The 20,628-nt window shown below is 42.0% G+C and carries 19 protein-coding genes; 10 read left to right on the top strand and 9 right to left on the bottom strand.

What is annotated here, in order from left to right; genetic code table 11:
* The first annotated feature begins 41 nt into the window (after nucleotides 1-41).
* The 3 genes from ACEW80_RS21685 to ACEW80_RS21695 all read left to right on the top strand — a co-directional run bounded on the left by ACEW80_RS21685 (nucleotide 42) and on the right by ACEW80_RS21695 (nucleotide 2,490).
* Nucleotides 42-944: a YihY/virulence factor BrkB family protein gene (locus ACEW80_RS21685; RefSeq protein WP_373528577.1), complete on the top strand. Its 903-nt coding sequence runs from the start codon at nucleotides 42-44 to the stop codon at nucleotides 942-944.
* An 84-nt stretch (nucleotides 945-1,028) separates the two neighbouring features.
* Nucleotides 1,029-1,535: a DUF4112 domain-containing protein gene (locus tag ACEW80_RS21690; protein WP_373528578.1), complete on the top strand. Its 507-nt coding sequence runs from the start codon at nucleotides 1,029-1,031 to the stop codon at nucleotides 1,533-1,535.
* A gap of 19 nt (nucleotides 1,536-1,554) precedes the next feature.
* Nucleotides 1,555-2,490, top strand: a complete 936-nt coding sequence (locus ACEW80_RS21695; protein WP_373528579.1) for an alpha/beta fold hydrolase — start codon at nucleotides 1,555-1,557, stop codon at nucleotides 2,488-2,490.
* A gap of 544 nt (nucleotides 2,491-3,034) precedes the next feature.
* Here the strand turns inward: ACEW80_RS21695 and trpE are convergent.
* The 4 genes from trpE to ACEW80_RS21715 all read right to left on the bottom strand — a co-directional run bounded on the left by trpE (nucleotide 3,035) and on the right by ACEW80_RS21715 (nucleotide 7,680).
* Nucleotides 3,035-4,579 (bottom strand): anthranilate synthase component I, encoded by a 1,545-nt coding sequence (trpE, locus tag ACEW80_RS21700; RefSeq protein ID WP_373528610.1) that lies wholly within the window; start codon nucleotides 4,577-4,579, stop codon nucleotides 3,035-3,037.
* A 110-nt stretch (nucleotides 4,580-4,689) separates the two neighbouring features.
* Entirely contained in the window at nucleotides 4,690-5,112 is a 423-nt protein-coding gene (locus tag ACEW80_RS21705) for a photosystem I reaction center subunit II PsaD (protein WP_373528580.1), read from the bottom strand.
* A gap of 160 nt (nucleotides 5,113-5,272) precedes the next feature.
* Nucleotides 5,273-7,282 (bottom strand): DICT sensory domain-containing protein, encoded by a 2,010-nt coding sequence (locus ACEW80_RS21710; protein ID WP_373528581.1) that lies wholly within the window; start codon nucleotides 7,280-7,282, stop codon nucleotides 5,273-5,275.
* Nucleotides 7,283-7,467: 185 nt separating this feature from the next.
* Nucleotides 7,468-7,680: a hypothetical protein gene (locus ACEW80_RS21715; RefSeq protein WP_373528582.1), complete on the bottom strand. Its 213-nt coding sequence runs from the start codon at nucleotides 7,678-7,680 to the stop codon at nucleotides 7,468-7,470.
* A gap of 688 nt (nucleotides 7,681-8,368) precedes the next feature.
* Here ACEW80_RS21715 and ACEW80_RS21720 point away from each other — a divergent pair.
* Complete coding sequence (locus tag ACEW80_RS21720) at nucleotides 8,369-10,657, top strand: glycogen debranching N-terminal domain-containing protein (protein WP_373528611.1); 2,289 nt, start codon at nucleotides 8,369-8,371, stop codon at nucleotides 10,655-10,657.
* Nucleotides 10,658-10,683: 26 nt separating this feature from the next.
* Here the strand turns inward: ACEW80_RS21720 and ACEW80_RS21725 are convergent, their stop codons facing one another.
* The 4 genes from ACEW80_RS21725 to ACEW80_RS21740 form a co-directional block, all read right to left on the bottom strand.
* Nucleotides 10,684-11,358 (bottom strand): hypothetical protein, encoded by a 675-nt coding sequence (locus ACEW80_RS21725; RefSeq protein WP_373528583.1) that lies wholly within the window; start codon nucleotides 11,356-11,358, stop codon nucleotides 10,684-10,686.
* Nucleotides 11,358-11,768 carry a RusA family crossover junction endodeoxyribonuclease gene (locus tag ACEW80_RS21730; protein ID WP_373528584.1) on the bottom strand — a complete coding sequence of 137 codons (411 nt, stop codon included), beginning with the start codon at nucleotides 11,766-11,768 and terminating at the stop codon, nucleotides 11,358-11,360. Before ACEW80_RS21730 ends, ACEW80_RS21725 begins: the two co-directional genes overlap by 1 nt.
* 302 nt (nucleotides 11,769-12,070) lie before the next feature.
* Nucleotides 12,071-12,400: a DUF2973 domain-containing protein gene (locus ACEW80_RS21735; RefSeq protein ID WP_373528585.1), complete on the bottom strand. Its 330-nt coding sequence runs from the start codon at nucleotides 12,398-12,400 to the stop codon at nucleotides 12,071-12,073.
* Nucleotides 12,401-12,724: 324 nt separating this feature from the next.
* On the bottom strand, nucleotides 12,725-13,042 hold the full coding sequence (locus ACEW80_RS21740) for a DUF2605 domain-containing protein (RefSeq protein WP_373528586.1): 318 nt from the start codon (nucleotides 13,040-13,042) through the stop codon (nucleotides 12,725-12,727).
* 424 nt (nucleotides 13,043-13,466) lie between these two features.
* Here ACEW80_RS21740 and thrS point away from each other — a divergent pair, with 424 nt between their 5' ends.
* The 3 genes from thrS (at nucleotide 13,467) to ACEW80_RS21755 (ending at nucleotide 16,418) form a co-directional block, all read left to right on the top strand.
* Nucleotides 13,467-15,572 carry a threonine--tRNA ligase gene (thrS, locus tag ACEW80_RS21745; protein WP_373528587.1) on the top strand — a complete coding sequence of 702 codons (2,106 nt, stop codon included), beginning with the start codon at nucleotides 13,467-13,469 and terminating at the stop codon, nucleotides 15,570-15,572.
* A 106-nt stretch (nucleotides 15,573-15,678) separates the two neighbouring features.
* On the top strand, nucleotides 15,679-16,095 hold the full coding sequence (locus ACEW80_RS21750) for a XisH family protein (RefSeq protein ID WP_373528588.1): 417 nt from the start codon (nucleotides 15,679-15,681) through the stop codon (nucleotides 16,093-16,095).
* Nucleotides 16,083-16,418, top strand: a complete 336-nt coding sequence (locus ACEW80_RS21755; RefSeq protein WP_373528589.1) for a XisI protein — start codon at nucleotides 16,083-16,085, stop codon at nucleotides 16,416-16,418. The genes ACEW80_RS21750 and ACEW80_RS21755 overlap by 13 nt, the downstream gene beginning before the upstream one ends.
* Nucleotides 16,419-16,422: 4 nt before the next feature.
* On the opposite strand, the gene ACEW80_RS21760 is transcribed toward ACEW80_RS21755, so the two are convergent.
* Nucleotides 16,423-16,641, bottom strand: a complete 219-nt coding sequence (locus tag ACEW80_RS21760; RefSeq protein ID WP_373528590.1) for a hypothetical protein — start codon at nucleotides 16,639-16,641, stop codon at nucleotides 16,423-16,425.
* Nucleotides 16,642-16,775: 134 nt separating this feature from the next.
* Here ACEW80_RS21760 and ACEW80_RS21765 point away from each other — a divergent pair, with 134 nt between their 5' ends.
* The 3 genes from ACEW80_RS21765 to ACEW80_RS21775 all read left to right on the top strand — a co-directional run bounded on the left by ACEW80_RS21765 (nucleotide 16,776) and on the right by ACEW80_RS21775 (nucleotide 20,528).
* On the top strand, nucleotides 16,776-17,135 hold the full coding sequence (locus ACEW80_RS21765; protein WP_373528591.1) for a VOC family protein: 360 nt from the start codon (nucleotides 16,776-16,778) through the stop codon (nucleotides 17,133-17,135).
* A 33-nt stretch (nucleotides 17,136-17,168) separates the two neighbouring features.
* The gene (locus ACEW80_RS21770; protein WP_373528592.1) at nucleotides 17,169-18,485 is read left to right on the top strand and encodes a recombinase family protein; all 1,317 of its coding nucleotides are present in this window, start codon (nucleotides 17,169-17,171) and stop codon (nucleotides 18,483-18,485) included.
* A gap of 423 nt (nucleotides 18,486-18,908) precedes the next feature.
* Nucleotides 18,909-20,528: an ArnT family glycosyltransferase gene (locus ACEW80_RS21775; protein WP_373528593.1), complete on the top strand. Its 1,620-nt coding sequence runs from the start codon at nucleotides 18,909-18,911 to the stop codon at nucleotides 20,526-20,528.
* Nucleotides 20,529-20,628 lie beyond the last annotated feature (100 nt).

The following is a 20,628-nucleotide window of genomic DNA, read 5'->3' on the forward strand; positions in this document are numbered from 1 at the left end:
ATACTGGGTTTTTCTCTATGGGATTTTGACTTACTATAGTTATGTTTAAGCCTCGTTTTATCCGTTTCTTTCGTCACCTGAATTGGCGCACGCTCAAAAAAACTTTCGCCAGGACAACCGAAAGACGGCTTTTGGGACTGGCTTCGGAAATTGCCTTCAATGCCATACTATCGTTGTTTCCAGCGATTCTTGCTGTCCTCACAGCCATCGGCTTATTAGCAGAATCTTTACAAGCTACCTTTAAACAACTGGCGGTGCAATTAAGTCAAGTTTTACCCGAACAAGCCTTGGTTCTGATTCGTGATTTTGCCACCACAGAAATTACCAACTCCAAAAACAGTAGTTTGTTTTCTTTAAGCTTTGTATTAGCAATTTGGACTGCTTCTGGGGCGGTGGGTACTGCGATGACAGCCTTAGATCAAATCCATCAAATTCCTCCAGAGAAGATACGCCCCTTTTGGAAAGCCAAACTCGTCTCTTTGGGATTAACAGTCGGTACTATGCTGCTTTTGGTGTTAGCTTCTTTTTTAGTATTTACCAGCGATTTACTTTTGGGAATAGTGGTGCGCGGAAATGATTCTTTACTTTTTTTGTTGCATCTTTGGCAGCTGTTGCGCTGGCCTTTAGCTTTAAGTATTGTTGCTGTCGCCTTTAGCTTTGTCTATCGCTATGGCCCAAGCCAGTGGAACCCAGGTACGCCAATGATGCCCGGAGCAATTTTAGCAGCTGTTTTCTGGGCAATATTGTCTGCTCTATTTCGGCTTTATGTGGCGAATTTTGGGAATTATAATAAAGTATATGGTGCTGTAGGGGCTGTGATAGTTTTAATGCTTTGGCTGTCAATGAGCGCTGCTGTTTTGTTAATTGGCGATCAGTTAAACGTGACTGTCGGCGAAGATATGCGCTTCAAAGCACAGCGTAATCTAACTAAAAATGTTAATTAGTAAATCCCTGAGAAAACTTTTGATAAATCTCAGTAGGGGGAGTAGAATATCTAACAATTCAATCCAAAGTGAGCGATCGCCTTCATGCCTAATTCTCCGCCTCGATTTTCGATGATTGAACCTGATGCCAAAGCATCTACCTTGAAGCGTCTGCGTCAGTTCAGTCGGCTACTAGATAATGCTATCACTATTCCCGGCACACAGATTGGTATTGGTCTAGATCCAATTTTAGGACTTATACCTATTGGCGGTGATTTTTTGGGAGTCATGTTTTCTAGCTACATCATCTTAGAAGCAGCGCGGTTGGGTGTATCTAAAGCCACCTTGGGGAAAATGGTTTTGAATGTAATCATCGATAGCTTGGTAGGCGCTGTGCCCATTTTAGGAGACTTTTTTGATTTTGCCTGGACAGCTAACACTAATAATATCAAGCTATTGGAAGACTATTTAAAGTTTCCCAGCCAGCAAAAGAGTGCAGACGGATGGTTTATCTTTGCCGTTTTGGCTGGATTGTTGTTGATCTCCATTGTTTTAGTAGCATTACCCGTAATCCTAATTAGAATGCTATGGAACGTCTTAACTGGTGGTTAAATTGTTTGTTGATAATGGAATGAAAGATTGGTGGCAAGTTACTTTTCCCAAAGGGCGGCAAAGTCTAATTATTAGTGATGCAAAAGGTTATCCTGTACAAATTGCTTATGGCGAAAAAGGTACAGGTAAACCACTAATTTTATTACATGGCATGGGTAGTTGGAGCTACAATTGGCGCAACAGCATAGCACCATTATCTAAACATTTCCGGGTAATTTGTTTTGATGCCAAAGGTTATGGTTTTTCCGAAAAACCATTGTCTCGTCGGGAAGATAAGGGTCATCAAGTTATTGAATTTCAAAGAATTATTCAGGCATTATGTGATGAGCCTGTAGTGGTTGTGGCTGAATCTCTGGGGGCATTAGTTGCCCTGGCCATTGCTCAAGAAAATCCCCATTTAATCGGGCGGCTAGTAGTAGTCAATGCACCGATTTTTACCGAACGTCTACCTCATTGGGCTATGTGGTTACTTGCCAAAATGCCCTTAGATATAATGCAAACAATTGATTCTTTGCGTCTGGCATATCTGTTTGCACCTCTATTTAGAGAAATTATGGCCATAGAAAGACGTAGGGTACTATTTGATCCGTCAATTCTGACACCAGAAGATATCTATTGGATAACTTACCCGTTTATTGAGTTGCCTGGTACGATCGCAAAAGTTGCCGAAGAATTACAAATAGCCGCGCAAGAAATTGAGAATTGGCAAGCAAATAAGCCAAATATGCTCACCAAAATTCAAACTAATCTGAGTGCGATTAAGTGTCCTACACTAGTTTTGTGGGGTGAACAAGATAGTTGGTTTCCTACTAGTCATGGTGAAAAATTGCATCACTATATCCCCAATTCCAAATTACAAATTTTGTCTAACTGCTATCATGATGCCTCAACTGGGGCTTTTGAGGTGCTGAATGCAGCGATTCTGGAATTTTTACAGGATACTGACTTGGACTGAAGATTGTGGATGTTAATAAAGCATAACTTTTGCCGGGTGCTGTATTCTCGCTTGACATCAGCGCAAATATGGGCTTTATCTTCTTACAGCTATTTTCAGGTAAATGAACCACATCTTTTTTATCTGAATATTGCGATGTTGAGGACAAATATCGCAATTTTTGTAAAAATGTTGCGATGTTTAAGACAAATGCTGCGATGTTGAGGACAAATGTTGCGATGTTTAGGACAAATATCGCAATTTTAGTAAAAATATTGCGATGTTGAGGACAAATGTTGCAATTTTAGTAAAAATGTTGCGATGTTTAGGACAAATATCGATCCCCCCTAACCCCCCTTAAAAAAGGGGGGAACCGGAATCAAAGTCCCCCTTTTTAAGGGGAGCCACTGCGTTGGGCGGCTCTGCCGACTTGAAGCACGTGGCGTGGATTTAGGGGGATCTAGAACGTTTTGCTACCTACAATAGGACTTTTCAAACAACCTCTCAGCAGCCAGCTTTAGTAGGCTTTGTTTAGGTAGCCCCAGACTTTAATTTGAGGGCATATTCAATGCAAACAACGAATCGCCTCTAATAAACCTCTAGCTTTATTTAACGTCTCTTCGTATTCTTTCTCTGGCTCAGAATCAGCCACTAAACCGGCACCAGCTTGCACGTTCACTGTATTATCATGCACTACCATTGTCCGAATTGCGATCGCAGTATTTAATTGTCCTTCAAAATCGTAATATCCATATACACCAGAATAAACTCCCCGACGACTAGACTCTAACTCGTGGATAATTTCCATTGCCCTAATCTTGGGTGCGCCACTGACTGTACCTGCTGGAAAGCTAGCTTTCAGTAAATCCCATGCTGTTTTACCAAGCGCTAATTTACCCACAACATTGCTGACAATGTGCATTACATGGGAGTAACGCTCAACTACCATTAATTCATCAACTTTGACGCTACCACTTTGACAAACCCGCCCCAAATCATTCCGCCCTAAGTCTACAAGCATTATATGTTCGGCAATTTCCTTGGGGTCTTGGAGTAAATCTTGAGCTAATGCTGCATCTTCTTGGGTAGTTTTACCCCGTGGACGAGTCCCAGCAATTGGCCGTACCGTTGCTACTATTCCACCAGATGGATCTGTTTCGGCTTTCACCATCACTTCAGGACTAGAACCGATAATTTGCCAATCTTGGAAATTAAAGTAAGCCATGTAAGGCGAAGGATTTATCTGACGTAGAGAGCGGTAAAGTGCAAATGGATCGCCTGTGTATGCTGTTGATAGTCGCTGGGAAATCACTACTTGAAAAATATCGCCTGCTTTAATGTAATCTTTGGCCTTTTGGACACTGGCACAAAAATCGGGGCGGGTAAAGTTACTGGTGTATTCCTCTGCTTCGCCAGATACACGACTTCCAGGCGGTTTCCATTCCAATCGGGTTTTTTGCGGTGATAAAGGTAGAGATAGCTTTTCGAGCATTTGAGTGACGCGATCGCCTGCTTGTTGATATGCTGCTTTTAAATCTACTTTCGGATCACGTAAATCAGCATAAGCGATCGCCCAAATTTTCCGCTTTACTTGGTCAAAAATCAATAAGTGGTCTACTTGCATCCACAAGCCATCAGGGATATTTCGCTCATCTGGTGGATAAATTGGCACGCGCGGCTCAATCCAGCGAATTAATTCATAGCCCCAAAACCCAAACAAACCGCCAATCCCTGGCGGTAGCTGTGGTAGCTTGACTGGCTGAAAAGGTGCTAAACATTCGGCTAAAGCTGTAAAAGGGTCGCCTGCAAAAACGACTTGCGAACCATCGCGGTTTTTCTGGGTTGTGCGGTACGCCGCAGGCGCATGCCCTTGGGGCTTATCGCCCCTTGCTTCCAAAACCCACAAAGGATCACAACCGACTAAACTATAGCGTCCCAGTTTTTCCCCGCCTTCTATTGATTCCAACAAAAAACTATAGGGCTGACCTGCACAGACTTTATACCAAGCAGATACTGGCGTATCTAAATCTGCCACCCATTCTTGATATATCGGAACGAAGTTGCCTTGGAGAGCTAGGCGAGAAAATTCTGAGAAATCTGGGAATACCATAAATAGTTTAGGGCATGGGGCATTGGGCATTGGGCATGGGGCATTGGGCATGGGGAAGAATTTAGTTTATATTCCCCAGTTCCCAATCCCCAGTCCCCAGTCTTTAGTCCCTATACTTCGTGGGTAGCTTTACCACTGAACTTGAGTTGTGCTGGACTGGGGTTTTCCCCAATGCTGTGTGGGACATAACCCACTTTCCCACGACCTTCATTCACCTTTTCAGGGAATACGCCGTCAGCTGGGTGAATTAAAGTAGTTTCACCGTTGGGTAAAATCCGGTAGATTTTATAATCTGTAATTTTGAGTTTCCGGAGTTTTTGACCGCCCAAAGCAATGCCATATTCTTTACGAGCTATATACAGTAGGTTTTCACCTGCCCGCATAGTAGCAGCGCCAGCTGTAGGCAATTCAAATACTTGTTCCTTTGGGCTAGTCCAAGTGATTGCGTACTTTTCTTCAGTTTGTGCTTTACTGAGCAACCCACCAGTGCTGCCAGCAAATAGCGGTGTTTGTCCAGAGAGTGTTTCTGCCATTTAAAGTATTCTCTCAACGTTTTTAAGGAATCCTAACACCGCAACCAGGATCATATTGCGATCGCGTTATAGACTGTAACAGTTTTTAGTCATTTATCCTTTGTCATTTGTTAAAAACCAATGCCCCATGCCTAATGCCCAATGCCCAATGACTAAATACCTATTTACTCTTGACTTTTGTCCGCTTTTCCTGTCTACTAACTTGAACAGTAGGTATAGTGAAGTGAAACTGACTACCCTGGTCTTTGCCAATTGACTCTGCCCAAATTTCACCACTCCAACCATTAACAATTTGACGGCAAATTGCTAAACCAAGTCCAGTACCGCCAGTAGTGCGGCGCAGCGCTCCCTCTTCTTGATAGAAGCGGTCAAAAACTACTTCTAAAAGATTTGGTTCAATGCCGCGTCCAGTGTCAGCCACAGTCACCTCGACCATTTGATCGTTGTTGTGAATCGCTTTAATGGTGATTTCTCCTTCGGGTGGCGTAAATTTACAAGCATTGTCTAGGAGTTTTGCCAGTACTTCTACCAACCAATCACCGTCAGCTCTAACTAAAGGTAAATTTTGGGCAATTTGAGTTTTGATTTTGGGCGGCTTTTCCGTTAAGGAACGTGTGCGATTTTGGCTGAGTGCTAAATCCACACACTCTTGTAAGGTGAGTGATTCTGGATGCCATTGCACTCGGCCACTTTCCAAGTTAGAAAGCGTCAAGAAATCTTGTACTAGTTTTCGTAGCCGCTCTGAGTCGGAAAGAGCAGTGTTGAGCATTAACTGCTGCAACTCCAAAGGCATATCCGGTTCACTAGCGAGGCTTTCCAAGCACACTTGAATAGTGGATAGGGGGGTACGAAGTTCGTGTCCAGTTATCGCTATGAGGTTGCTGCGGGTGCGGTCTAGGGCTTCTAGCTGCTGGTTAAGTTCTTCTAGGTTGGCGTAAGCTTCCGCTTGAATGAGAGCTGCTCCTACTTGGGTGGCGATCGCTTTTACCAGATCCAATTCCCCAGGTTGGCACTCGTGCGGTGGCATCCGGCAATAATGTAACTCCACAATGCCTAATAATCGCCCCTGAGAGAACACTGGTTCCATCAGCCAGGAACGAATGGCAAACTTTTTGGCAATTAAGGAAAGTCCTGGCGAATTAGCAACGCGAGGGTCACTCAGCGTATCGCTTACACAAATCCCTTCCCCTTGTTCCACTATGTCCCGAAATAGAAAATTTTTCTCTAACTCCCAGGTTTGCCCACGAACTGATACAATGCCAGGAGTCAAAAACTCGTGTTCAATTATGGCTTGGCTATCTGCGGCTTGAGCGCGGTAAATTAGACAGCGACAAGCTTCTAGGTGTTGTCCTAATTCTTGTGCCGCTACCTGGAGAACTTCGTGAGGATCAAGCGATCGCCTAATGGCAGTACTAATAGAGTTAACTAATCGTTCTTTTCGTGCCTGAGCAGCAATTGAACGATAGGCTTTGTGCAATTTGTACTGACTAGCTTGCAAATAAGTTAATAAGCGCTGCACAAACGGATCTGTGTCAATATCACAAGCATATTCATTAACCTGTTCTGCTCCAGAGTAGATTCTCGGCTCCCCGACGCCAAACCTCTGGCGTGCCTCCTCAATTTTACTTGCCAGTTCTGGTCTGTAAACCAAAATTCTATCTAATAGCAATTCGGCTGCTTTCAGGCTAACTCCCCTTTCCGATGTCCAAACTCCCTCAAATCTTCGGGCTGTGTCCATATCCAGACTAGGACTTAGTTCCGGTAGTTGCTTGTTTTTAGCAATAGAGCCAAGGTTTTCCCGACAAACCAGACAAGTCGCATAATTATCAGCAATCACAACCAAATGCCACTCGTGACTTAAAGCATCCTCTGTTTCAAAAGCGACCTTTTCGTATTCTTCCGATCTGTTGGTAAAATCTGTTTCTGGAGCAGATAATACGTATATTTGATTACTCCGCAAAGCAAGTCGCTGGTAGCGATGAGCTTCTTGGCGATAGAATCGCTCTCGCTGGAAACTAGCAATTATCAGGGGTTGGGCTAAAGTCGCAGCCAAAACTTGATCTTCCATCGCGTGGGAGAGCGCCGTTAGTGAAGCCTTAAAATATAGCTGGGGCCGCAAGTACGGTAGGGACTTTAGCAGATCACTCAGCACAGAAGTCGAAATGCTCATGAATTATTGTTTAACGCTCAATCTCGATCAGATCCACGTCACAGCTGCATTGTACAAATTCCAACGGAGTCTTAAGTTAAATAGACAGTTGCGATATGTAAAGAATGATCAGAAGCACTTTCCGCCAAGGCAAACGCAACACTTTGTTACCAATTAGGAGGAGGTGTGTACTGTCATTTACAAATTTAAAAGCCTTGAGTAGCAAATAGAGCAACAGCGGTAATGCATTCGTCTTTCGCACCCTGGCGGGCTGTAGACATAGATGTGGCGTAGCCATTTGCCGAGACCGCTTTGTTCTTCACCCAAGTCTTTATCCATTGATTAATATTATGGTGTTTCAATAAATAGGCTACTATGCCTAATATACATTCTTGACCAACTTTGCCATATACTGGCACAGGTAAAATCTTTCTGAACTACGTACTAGAATACTAACTATTGTATGGTTTTAACTGTTGTGTTCAATAAAAACCACTGTTTATTGATTGATAGTCCACACGTTGGCATAGCCCGCACTTCTCTACGAAAGGCGGCGCCAACGACAACGCTCAGTACAAGTTCAGTCACCATCGTAGACATTGCCTAGTTTGCCTACGTTAATTTATGCTAACTAAAGAAATTTTTTTACCCAAGAATCATTACTGCTACATTCAAACAATCTAATCCATAATTAGTGATTACAATTAATCAATCAATTATAATAAATTTGTCTAATTAAATACCAAAGATATTTAAGACAAAATCGTATAATAGTAGGGAACAAAATGTGTCCAACAAAAGCTGTGAATTTTGCATTTTTGCTGAGTACTCTATATACCTTATATCTCTGAAAGTTCAATGACTAATGAATTATCTCCAAATGCTTAGTTTTCAGTCTTGACTTTAGACTTACTAAAATATAAATTTATCAAGATTTACTTATATAGATTTGAACGCTGCTATTTTGTCAGCAGTATGTAAAGATTACTTTGGCTCGAATGGCTCAAACGAGTTTTAGAGAGTGCCTTTTTCCCAGAAGTTATGAGGGTCAGAGGCCTCTACTGGGAAGACCAGAAAAATATAGACCTGTACACGGAACTTTGGCTAATGACACCGGATACGCTAATGACCCCGGAAAAAATTTTCCTAGATGGAAAAACTTTTATTCCTGCTGAACAATTACCGATCCCGGAGTGGCCTTGTGTTGTGAGTGAAAGACCACAACCGACACTGACGGTTAAAGATGATGATTTATTTTTTGTGACAGATACTATCGGGAACATTTCTGGTTGTTCCCTCAACGATGGCAATCCCAGTATGGGACTGTTTTGTTGTGATACAAGATTTCTGAATCGCTTGGAGTTGCAAATTGAAGGGCGATCGCCTGTACTCCTCAGTAGTACCGCTGAGAAAGGGTTTTCACTCTCAGTTTTGTGTACCAACCCCAAAATCGACGATCGCTTGAAAGGCGACACTGTAGGAATTCGCCGGGAAATGGTGCTGAATGGGGCGCTATTTGAAGAAATAGAAATATCCAACTACAGCACAACAACCATCAGTTTTGAACTAAGCATCAGCTTTGATGCTGATTTTGTTGATTTATTTGAAGTCCGGGGTTATGACAGAGAAAAACGAGGTAGGCTTTTACGCCTGGAACCAACGGCTGAAGAAGGAACATTTTCTTTGGTCGATGGCGTTTCGCCTGTACCTAAAGATCCACACGCCTCTAGGGAAGAATCCATAACACTCGCCTATCAAGGTCTAGATGGCTCAGTTATGGAATCTCGTATTTTATTCCAGCATCGGCAACCAGACTATTTCAAAGGTTACACTGCGGTTTGGCAGCTAGAGTTAGCTTCTCACGAAACTCAAAAGCTGGGCTACCGAGTGAATATGTTTAAAAACAACCAGTCCAGTTCAACTGTAAGCGCCGCCATTACTTTAGGACAGGCGAAAGCTGCTGAGTTGATGGAGGAGCAAAACTGGGTACAGCAAATTACACGCATTAGCTCAGATAAGAGTACCTTCAATCGAGTAATTGAGCGCGCTGAACAAGATATGTATTTGTTGCGCCAATCTTTTGGGAAGTATAAGACTGTTTCCGCCGGAGTGCCGTGGTTTTCAACACTATTTGGTCGAGATTCGCTGATTACAGCTTCCCAAACCCTAATGTTAAACTCGCAAATCGCCAAGGAAACCCTGATCCTACTGGCGACATATCAAGGTAAAATTGACGACGAATGGCGCGAAGAAGAACCGGGTAAGATTTTGCACGAGTTACGTTTAGGAGAAATGGCTCGTTGTCAAGAAATTCCCCATACACCCTACTACGGTACAATTGATGCCACTCCCCTGTGGCTGATGCTCTATGCCGAACATTATGCTTGGACTCACGATCAAGAACTCCTAGAGCAACTTTGGCCAAATGCTCTAGCAGCAATGGAGTGGATCGATCGCAATTCCAAACAAACCAGCTACCTCAGTTACTTCCGTAAATCCAAACGCGGTCTTGTTAACCAAGGTTGGAAAGATTCTGGTGACTGTATCGTAGACCACAAGGGAGAATTAGCCAACGGCCCAATCGCCCTCTGTGAAGTGCAAGCTTATGTCTATGCTGCAAAAATGCGCCTAGCAGAAATAGCTAGGATGAAGAAACGCCTTGATTTAGCAGATCGTTGGCTAGAAGAGGCTAGAAGTCTCAAGGTTCGTTTTAATCGAGATTTTTGGGTGGAAGACCAGGATTTCTGCGCTTTAGCTTTGGATGGAGATGGCAAGCCAGTAGACAGTATTACCTCAAATCCCGGTCATTGTCTGAATTTGGGACTCTTCACCCACGAGAAAGCTTATAGTGTAGCAGAACGGTTGCGCGCACCAGATATGTTTAATGGTTGGGGCATTCGTACCTTGAGTAGTTTGTCACCCGCTTATAATCCGATGGGCTATCATATTGGTTCAGTTTGGCCTCATGATAACGCTCTGATTGCAATGGGATTGCGATCGCTCGGACTCATCGATCAAGCCCTGGAAATTTTCCAAGGTTTATTCGATATGACTAGTCAACAGCCCTATCAACGTCCTCCAGAACTTTTCTGCGGCTACGAACGTAACGGTGATAATGCCCCCGTCCAGTATCCAGTTGCCTGCACTCCCCAAGCTTGGGCTACGGGCAGTATTTTCCAATTACTACAAATGATGGTCAACTTGGTGCCTGATGCTCAAAATAACTGCTTGCGAATAATCGACCCCGCTTTGCCAGAATCGATTAATCGCCTGTCATTTCATAATCTACGAGTTGGCCCCACCATCCTCGATTTAGAATTCGAGCGTTCTGGTACTACCACTGCTTGTCGCGTTGCGAAAAAACGAGGCAACCTCCGGGTAGTTATCGAAGCATAGGAAGGAAGTAGGGAGTTTACCACTCCCTATTCATCGCCAGTGTGTAGAGTTCTCAAGAGCTGCTCTGTAAGCTCGATCAATTCATATACAGAATTTTGCGTAAGTTGTGTAGTTTTGAAACCATGAGCGATCGCATTACGTAATAAGAGTGCATTCATTAGTAACTGATACTCAGATTTTGAAATTACACCTTCAATTGCTAATTGCTTTACTAAGTAGAGTGGATCAAATCTTTCTAAACTTAGCTCTTCTTTTTCGGCAATAAGTCTCAAAGTTGCTTCTACCAAAGACCAAGAATATAGAATAGCTGATTCTGGATGTTGCGTTGTAAGTTGCCTTGCTACTTGCAACTGTGATTCTATTTCATCTTCTTGAAGAGAACCCTCTGCTTTCAGAGAATACATTATATCCTCCGGGTTGGTCATTACTAATTCAAATCTCCAACCAGGATGTTTTTCTACCGCTTGAGCTAAATTAACTAAATATTGATTAGAAGAAGAGGTAAGTGAGGAGCGTGACTTGACTTCAATAACTACATTTTCTTCTCCCCGACGTACTATCATGTCGGGGCGATAGTTATTAAGGAATTCAGGCAAGTCTTCTGGATTTGGATGAAAAAAAACTTCGTAACCCTTTTCACGATACTCTTCTGATAGTTTCAGCAATCGCTCTCTTTCTAAGTTTGCGGTTGAAGTTGCCATCAAGTACTTACCTCCTGGTTAGGAGCATCAATTACAACAATATGTAAGAACTCCTTGCCACGGGCAAAGCCTTCAGCCAATATCGAGGTCGTGTCTTTTTTTCTCAAGTCTAACAAATTCCTCTTTCTAACTAAGAGATCGCTTACTTGCTTATCATCGACGTAGGCTATTCCTTTCATTGCATCTTGAATAGGCTTCACTATATTGTCTACATCCATTTGATCAGAATCATAGAAATAGGTTATCTGGAGCATAACCCACCCAGTAGCTATTTTTTGTTCCGAAGACCAGTATTTTTTAGCCTCTTGTTTCACTGTGTTTTGCCAAGCTTCACGCCGATTACCCTTGCCTCGGTCACGATTCTGTTGTGATACTGGTGGACCATCTACTATAAACTCAAATCTGGTCAATGCACTTCTAAATAATAGATCACAGGTTATTCTATGCTAGTAACCTCGAACACAAGCAGATAACTCCTGCTACTCAGCTAGATTTAGCTTTTCTCTTACTGCCGTTACTAACTGTTGCTGTCTCGCGCACTAGCTTAAACCTGTGTCAAATGGACAACACAATATTAAATTACCAGCTTACCGACGCGATCGCCTCAAATTCAAGGATGGTAATAAATTTTTGCTACGCGAAAGATTAAGGATGTAAAACAACAATAATTTACACCCAAACTCCTGTACAGACGCGATTAATCGCGTCTCTCTTACGCTTCCTCTGAACTTTCGCCTTTATGTCCTGGAGATGCTTCGTAAAGTGCATCAAGATGTTGACGCGCATCTTCAACGTTAATCGAACGCATTACCAAAAGTGGCTCTTTAATTAAGTTGCCTGCACTATCTAATAACTCTGGATGGGGTACAAACTGTTTTTTTGATGAATAATAACCATAATTGCCTTGATTGTTCATTGACAAGGAATTCGTGGGGTAAGTTCGCTCCCGATCAAAACTGAACATAATCAGGTTACGAATTAAGTTGCCAACAGCTATAAATGCAAGGATTGTAAAAGCAAGAATGTAAAGCAGGTGTAACATTGAATTTTCCTCCAAGACAGCTATTTTTAAAACTTTATTTTGTAACGCTTTGCTTCGCCGAGACTATGACTCACAGTTAAGACGAGTATTTGACGCACTCTTTGTGCGGTTACATTTATATAGAGTTATTTGTCAACCATTATTTCACTTACGGTAACATAAGATACATTATTTTGTTAATCCAAATAATGTTAATAAATTGTTAAGAATTTTGTACTATCTTTTTGACGACTGATTTAGCGTCTTGTGTAGATGCTTCCTCAAATTGTCATTAGACATCGCTAAGTAGTCTGCTAACAATCAGTAGATGAGAGCATCTGCTGCTTAGACTTCACGCGCTTCACGAAAGCGCATTGCCACATTCCAGCATTCTGTTACTAATTGATGCCAAGGCATTAACGTTGCCATATCAAGCCCGACTTGTCCATCAGTAGCGCTAAACAGCATCTTCGCCGTGTTTAGTTCATTCTGCGCCTGCTTAACTCGCAAGAGCAAGGCAGATTGCTCTTGGTCACTCATAAATGAGAGCTGCTCGCTTTCCAGTAGATTACGCGATCGCGTAAACCAATATTGAAAATCGTCCAGCAAGGGTTCTAAAACTGTTTTCAGCAACTCAGTCCCTGGTAAATTTGAGTCTTGCATAAAAAAGAAGGATATTTTCAACTTGCTTACTAATATTAACGTTATTTACGTTTCTTAACAATTTTCTTATTTCTCTCACAATTCCCAGAAGGTAGAAATTATGTAACAAAAAACACATAATTTATTATGTAGTCTTGATTTTGGGTTTGTATCGTTCTTTTGGAGAAACGTCTATATATCCGCAGATATAGCTGACACCGAGTTGCAATTCATCAGATAATTTAGCGATGTCTACGACGGGCTACGCCTACGCGTAGAATCCTAAATTTTATTTATGAGGTAATCAATCAAAAATTTATCTTCATACCCGATTACAAATTAATTCCGCAGTTGGAAAATAAAGCCAAACTGGCAAAAATCAAAATCGTTATAGTTGAAGAAGCCGTACACATCGGATAAATTACCTTTTATAATCACTTTGCCAATGGTTCAGCAGCCAATGTCGCTAAAATCATCAGATCAGTCAGATCAATCAGAACAAGTTGAAAAAATATATTTGCCGCGTACCAGCGAATCGGAGACGTTAAAAAAGATTCGCCACACTGCTTCCCATGTCATGGCAATGGCAGTACAAAAGCTGTTTCCCAAGGCGCAAGTCACAATCGGTCCTTGGATTGAAAACGGATTTTATTATGATTTCGACAATCCAGAACCATTTAGCGAAAATGATCTCAAAACCATCAAAAAAGAGATGGTAAAGATTATCAATCGCAAACTGCCAGTAATTCGGGAAGAAGTCAGCCGAGAAGAAGCCGAACGCCGCATTCAAGAAATTAAGGAACCTTACAAACTAGAAATCCTGTCAGATATTAAAGCGGAACCAATCACGATTTACCACTTAGGGAATGAATGGTGGGATTTGTGTGCGGGGCCTCATGTGGAAAATACCAATGAATTAAACCCCAAGGCAATTGAATTAGAAAGTGTTGCTGGGGCTTACTGGCGTGGAGATGAAACCAAAGCTCAACTACAACGCATCTATGCTACCGCTTGGGAAAACCCGGAACAACTGACTGAGTATAAACGGCGAAAAGAAGAAGCGCTGCGGCGAGATCATCGAAAACTTGGCAAGGAACTAGGATTATTTATATTTTCTGACGTAGTGGGGCCGGGTTTACCTTTGTGGACTCCCAAAGGTACTGTATTGCGAAGTACTTTGGAAGACTTTCTTAAGCAAGAACAGGTAAAACGGGGTTATTTATCTGTGGTAACGCCTCACATTGCCAGAGTAGATTTATTTAAAACCTCTGGACACTGGCAAAAATATAAAGAAGATATGTTCCCGCTAATGGCAGATGATCAGGAAGCCGCTGCACAGGAACAGGGCTTCGTCATGAAGCCAATGAACTGCCCCTTCCACATCCAAATATATAAGAGTGAGTTACGCTCTTATCGAGAACTCCCGATGCGCTTGGCGGAATTTGGCACTGTTTATCGTTACGAACAATCAGGGGAATTGGGAGGTTTAACGCGGGTACGCGGTTTTACAGTGGATGATTCTCACCTGTTCGTCACCCCAGAACAGCTAGATAGCGAATTCCTCAGTGTGGTGGATTTGATTTTGTCGGTGTTCAATAGTCTGCAACTGAAGAACTTCAAAGCTAGACTCAGTTTCCGCGATCCAGCTAGTGATAAGTACATTGGTGATGATGAAGTTTGGGACAAAGCCGAAGGTGCAATTCGCCGTGCAGTGGAAACCTTGGGGATGGAACATTTTGAGGGTATTGGAGAAGCGGCATTTTATGGGCCAAAACTTGACTTTATCTTTAGTGATGCCCTAGAACGGGAGTGGCAATTAGGAACTGTGCAGGTGGATTATAACTTGCCAGAGCGTTTTGATTTGGAGTATGTTGCTGAAGATGGCGTTCGCAAACGCCCAGTGATGATTCACCGTGCGCCTTTTGGTTCGCTGGAACGGCTAATTGGGATCTTAATTGAAGAGTATGCGGGTGATTTCCCTTTATGGTTAGCGCCAGTGCAAGCTAGATTACTGCCAGTAGGTGACACACAACTAGACTTTGCTAAAGATGTGGTGACGAAGATGAGAACGTTGGGCATCCGTGCAGAAGTTGATACCAATGGCGATCGCTTGGGTAAACAGATTCGCAATGCAGAGAAAGATAAAATACCTGTGATGGCAGTGGTGGGAGCTAAAGAAGTGGAAACTAACACTTTGAGTATCCGTACCCGCGCCTCTGGAGACTTAGGTAGTATTTCTGTTGATCAAGTTTTGGATAAATTACAAGAAGCGATCGCTAACTTCGATAACTTTCAGATCGATGTCACAAGCGCAGAGTCTAAAGCTAGCTTCGAGAACTTTGACATTGATGGTACAGGTATAAAGTCTGAAGAACCACCAGTTGCTCAACAATCTATCTACTCTTTAAAATCTTTACTCTATGTAACAGGTTTTGTATCATATTTAGTTGTAACTGGGGCAATATCGCTATGGTTATACAACACAGGCGGTAACATTACCTTTGATATAACCAATATATATGATTGGTTGAAAAAACTAGGTAGTTTTTAGGGTGAAGGCAGTAGCAATCAATATGAAAAAATTGGATTAATTTCAAATAGCAAACAGTAGGCTGGGTAATGCCCAGCCTCAAAAATTAACTGAAAAATCAGAATTAATGCCAGCCAAAGATATTTATCATGATTGTGTGAAAAATGCACTCATCAAAGATGGGTGGAAGATTACGGATGACCCTCTTAGCCTTAAAATTGGTAAGAAGGATATATTTATTGATTTGGCAGCCGAAAAACTGTTAGCCGCAGAAAAACAGGGAAAGAAGATTGCTGTAGAAGTAAAAAGTTTTATCGGCATATCGGAAGTAGAAGACCTTAAAAATGCCCTTGGCCAGTACATATTGTACGAAAAAGTTCTTCTACGAATTGAATCAAAAATAATTCTTTATTTAGCAATTCGTGACACAGTATTTATCAAAATTTTTACAGAAGAAATTGGCAAAATTTTATTAGAAGACAATACTCTAAAATTGATTGTATTCGATTCCCAAGAAGAGGTGATTACCAAATGGATAAACTAGAGCCTTACCGAAATATAATCCGTAACACACTTGCAGAGTATCTCAATATTTTCTATGCAAACGCTAATATACGTAATCGAGCGGCATTTGACTCACAAAATGATCAATATCTAATTATTTCTGAGGGCTGGGACGATAAACAACACCTCCATAGCTGTTTAATTCATGTCGAAATAATTTACAGTAAAGTTTGGATTCAGTGCGATAATACCGAAAATGGTATTGCGAATGAACTCGTTCAAGCAGGTATCGCTAAAGAAGATATTGTTTTAGGATTTCACGAACCTAATGTTAGAAAATATACGGGATTTGCTGTTGCTTAAAAATTCAATTTAAATTTTCAAAGACCTTCAATGTTACTTGCCAAAGTGATTTACCTTGCTGCATGATCGGTTGCCCATTATTCTCAATCCACAAGTCCTCAAAAGCAGTTTCAACTTTACCATTGTGTTTTTCCAAGTGATTCAATGCGTGCTGTGCAGGATCGTAATCTTGTAAAATCTCGCGTGCAACACTAATTTCTGTAAGACTTAATTGAGCATCCATAATTTATCCTCATTTTCTAGCTAGTCATTTGTCATTGGACATTAATTATTCTCTCTCATCTCTCTATTCCTTACTCCCTGTAAAGGTTCAAACTAAGTCAGAATCTAAATAAACTCGATTGCATCTTACCGACAATGCAAATTACCCAAAGCCTCCATACAGCAATTCTTGTGACTAACTTAGAACGTTCTGAACACTTTTATGGCAAAGTTTTAGGATTATCTAAAATAGATCGCTCACTTAACTATCCTGGTGCATGGTATCAAGTCGGCGATTATCAAATTCACCTGATAGTCGCAACCATTGTTCCCACCGAAAATCCAAACGAAAAATGGGGACGTAATCCCCACGTCGCTTTCTCAGTTGTTGACTTAGATACTGCCAAACAGGAGTTGCTCAATTACAATTATCCCATTCAATCCAGTGCATCGGGTCGCGCTGCCCTCTTCACTCAAGACCCTGATGGGAATATTATCGAGATGAGTCAGCAGTGAGAGGAAGTGAGGAGTGGGGGGACAAGGGAACTAATGAAAATCATTGCCTATTCTTACACTGATCCGCTATTGGAATCTTCTCTTGATCAAGCCGATTGGGGATGGGAAGTGGATCGGGTTTATGAAGATTTGGGCAAGCAAGAGTCCTTTGGACACGCTACGCGAACGCAATTACAACAATTATTTACCGATTGCCAAACTGAACCAGCAGATTATCTCTTGATTCGTCGGTTGGAAGAATTAGGGGATACTGTAGAAGAAATTAGCGATCGCCTTCATCAACTCGAAGCAATGGGAATGGCGATTATCGCTACTGAACAGCCCTACACTTCCGAAAATTATCCTCTGGGCGCTGATTTGCTAAATTTGCTTCACGCAATCCAACGTCAGCAACGTAGTCGTCGTATCCGTCAAGGACACGCCCGGAATCGTCTTGATGTTGCACCTCCACCCGGTAAAGTTCCCTATGGCTACCGCAGAGGCAAAGGTAAGTATACCATTGACCGCAGTACTTCACCAGTGGTCAAAGATTTTTTTGAACACTTTGTACTTTATGGTTCCCTGCGGGGTTCAGTCCGTTACTTGGCGAAAAAATACAGCAAGAAAATCTCTGTTACTACTGGACGGCGCTGGCTAACTAATCCAGTTTATCGCGGCAATACAGCTTACCAAAATGATGAAATTATCTCTAATACTCATATTCCGATAATTTCTAAGGAAGAAGCTGCCCAAGTTGACCGACTTTTACGCCGTAACAGCCGTTTACCATCCCGGACTGCAAGTGCACCGCGTTCTTTAGCTGGATTGGTTGTCTGTAGTGAGTGTCAGTCACATCTGACAGTTACCCGTGTTACCCAACGCAACCAAGATCGCGAGTATCTTTATTTACGTTCTATTAGCTGTCCCCACCGCCCCAAGTGTCGGGCTATTCCTTACCAAGAGGTTTTAGAACATACAATTGAGACGGTTTGCCGTGAATTACCCTTAGCTGTAGCGGGGATGAATTTTCCTCAATTGGATGCAATGAAGAATAGTTTAGGGGAAGCGATCGCACGTCAGCAAGAAATACTCACTCAGTTACCCGCTTTAATTGAAACTGGAATTTTAGACGACGAAACAGCAAAGTTAAGGGCTTACAAACTCCGCACAGAAATTTCTACACTTGAAGCAAAGTTAGCGACTCTTCCCCCAGTCAACTTGCGTTCTGTTGCTCAAGCTGTTTCTATTGCCCAATTTTGGTTAGATTTGTCGGAAACAGAACGACGATTTTACTTTCGAGAATTTATTAAGCAAATTGAAATTGTTCGCCATGAGCAAGAATGGAATTTGCAAGTAATCTTTATTTTCTAATCATTCGTCAACAATTAGATCCCCGACTTCTTTAAGAAGTCGGGGATCTCAGCTTTCGGTATAAATATTTTTATGCTCTTGAACAATTTAAACTTTTAACTACAATCATCATCTGTAATATTCACATAATAGTATTAATAATAACTCTGGATAAAATATCAAACAATGTAGATTTATTTACAAACTACTCAACAGTTAACCAGCTAGTTTTTACACCATTCATTTGTATCATTCACTTCCAAATAAAATTTATTAAATAACTAAAATAAATTTCTCAATAAAATAGCCCTAATTAAAGAAACTTGAGTTAATCTTGGTAACTAGCAATTGTTAATAACATACGTTGTTACTGGGCGGCAACATTGGAGATTTGCTCTGGTCTCTATGTAATCAAACCAGCAAGTAAAATGATTACCAGAGAATATGCAAGAAGGAAGTTTTATTTGGAGTCATTTAGAAAGACAGCATCGCAGCGTTGGCAAATGGATTGATTGGGTATGGCTAATAGTGCTGCTTTTGGCAGCAGTGTTACTATTTAGCATCAATCTGGGAGGATTGCCGCTGCGAGATTGGGATGAAGGTACTGTGGCACAGGTTGCTCGTGAAATTTGGCAGGCTCCAGCAGGTTCAATGCACTGGCTTTATCCAACGCTAGGAGGTGAGCCATATCATAACAAGCCGCCTTTGATGCATTGGCTAATTGCTTGGGCTTATTCTCTAGGAGGCGAAAATGAATGCACAACACGGCTACCTGGAGCAATTTTAACAGCGACTTCTGTACCTTTACTGTATTGCATTGGTCGAGAGATATTTCGCCAACGTTGGGCGGCTATTTATAGCGCCTTGATTTACCTAACAATGCTACCCGTGGTACGTCATGGGCGTTTGGCAATGTTAGATGGGGCGGTGGTAAGTTTTTTGATGGTGATGATGTTGTGCGTGTTACGATCGCGTCGAGATTTACGTTATTGCCTTGGTGTTGGCATTAGTTTTGGGTTAATTTGTCTGACTCAAGGACTACTAGGCATATTATTAGGTGCGATCGCGATCGTATTTCTGTTTTGGGATACGCCACGACTGCTCACCTGTTACTATCTGTGGATCGGAATTTTAATTGGCATTCTGCCTGTAGCTGGTTGGTATGGTGCTCAACTAATGCACTACGGTTACAGTTTCGCCCAAATTGGACTTGTAAATCCATCCTTGAGCCGAATTGGGTCATTTGTAGAGGTAAATTCTGAACCACCCTGGTACTATGTTATTGAACTTTTCAAGTACACATGGCCTTGGTTGTTATTCTTACCGCAAACTGTACGCTTAACCTGGGAAAATCGCAACCTTAGCTGGGCAAAAGTAGTACTTGCGTGGAGTGGTGTTTATCTGCTGGTAATTTCTTTGATGATTACCAAACTACCCTGGTATGTATTGCCGATTTACCCTAGTTTAGCCTTAGCCTTGGGTATCCAATTAGCAGAGACGGAAAATTCGCCTTTAGTGTCATCCTATCCCCGTGCTTGGGTGGCTGGTTTGGCGATACTTGCTGTGGTGGCTTCTACTGGTAGTATTTATTTCAGTTGGGGGACAATACCGAAAACAGACTTACAACTGATTTTTGCAGCAGTAGCTTTAACTATGACCTTAGCAGCTATTTTGGCAGAGCGGGGTGATAGGGAATTTTTGAAGATTTTATTTTGGGGAAGTTATATTTCGCTGCTGCTGTTGATGAAATCTAATTACTGGGTTTGGGAATTATCTGAAGCTTATCCAGTTAAACCAGTCGCCGCCATGATCGTCCGGGCAAATCCGGCTACAAGGAAGATTTACACATCTTTTGCCTACTCTCGCCCCTCGTTGGATTATTATAGCGATCGCACCATTATTTCCGCTTCGACTGGCGAACTGCAATATTATTGGCACTACAATGGGCAACCCTACTTCCTGCTTGATACATCTGCTTTCAATAATCTCCAACTAGACTCGATGAAGCTAATTGATCAAGCCGAAGGTTGGAAGTTAGTCACGAAAGATACCAGTCGATTGTAGAAAGTCAACAAAGAAGAGGCAGTAAAAAACCCTATACTTAAAAATAGTTGCTTTTGCTTCTTACCTCGGTGCGATCGCTTTATAAACAAAGTCCGCTCAC

Origin of the sequence: Nostoc sp. (assembly GCF_041747015.1) — a bacterium.
GTDB lineage: Bacteria > Cyanobacteriota > Cyanobacteriia > Cyanobacteriales > Nostocaceae > Nostoc.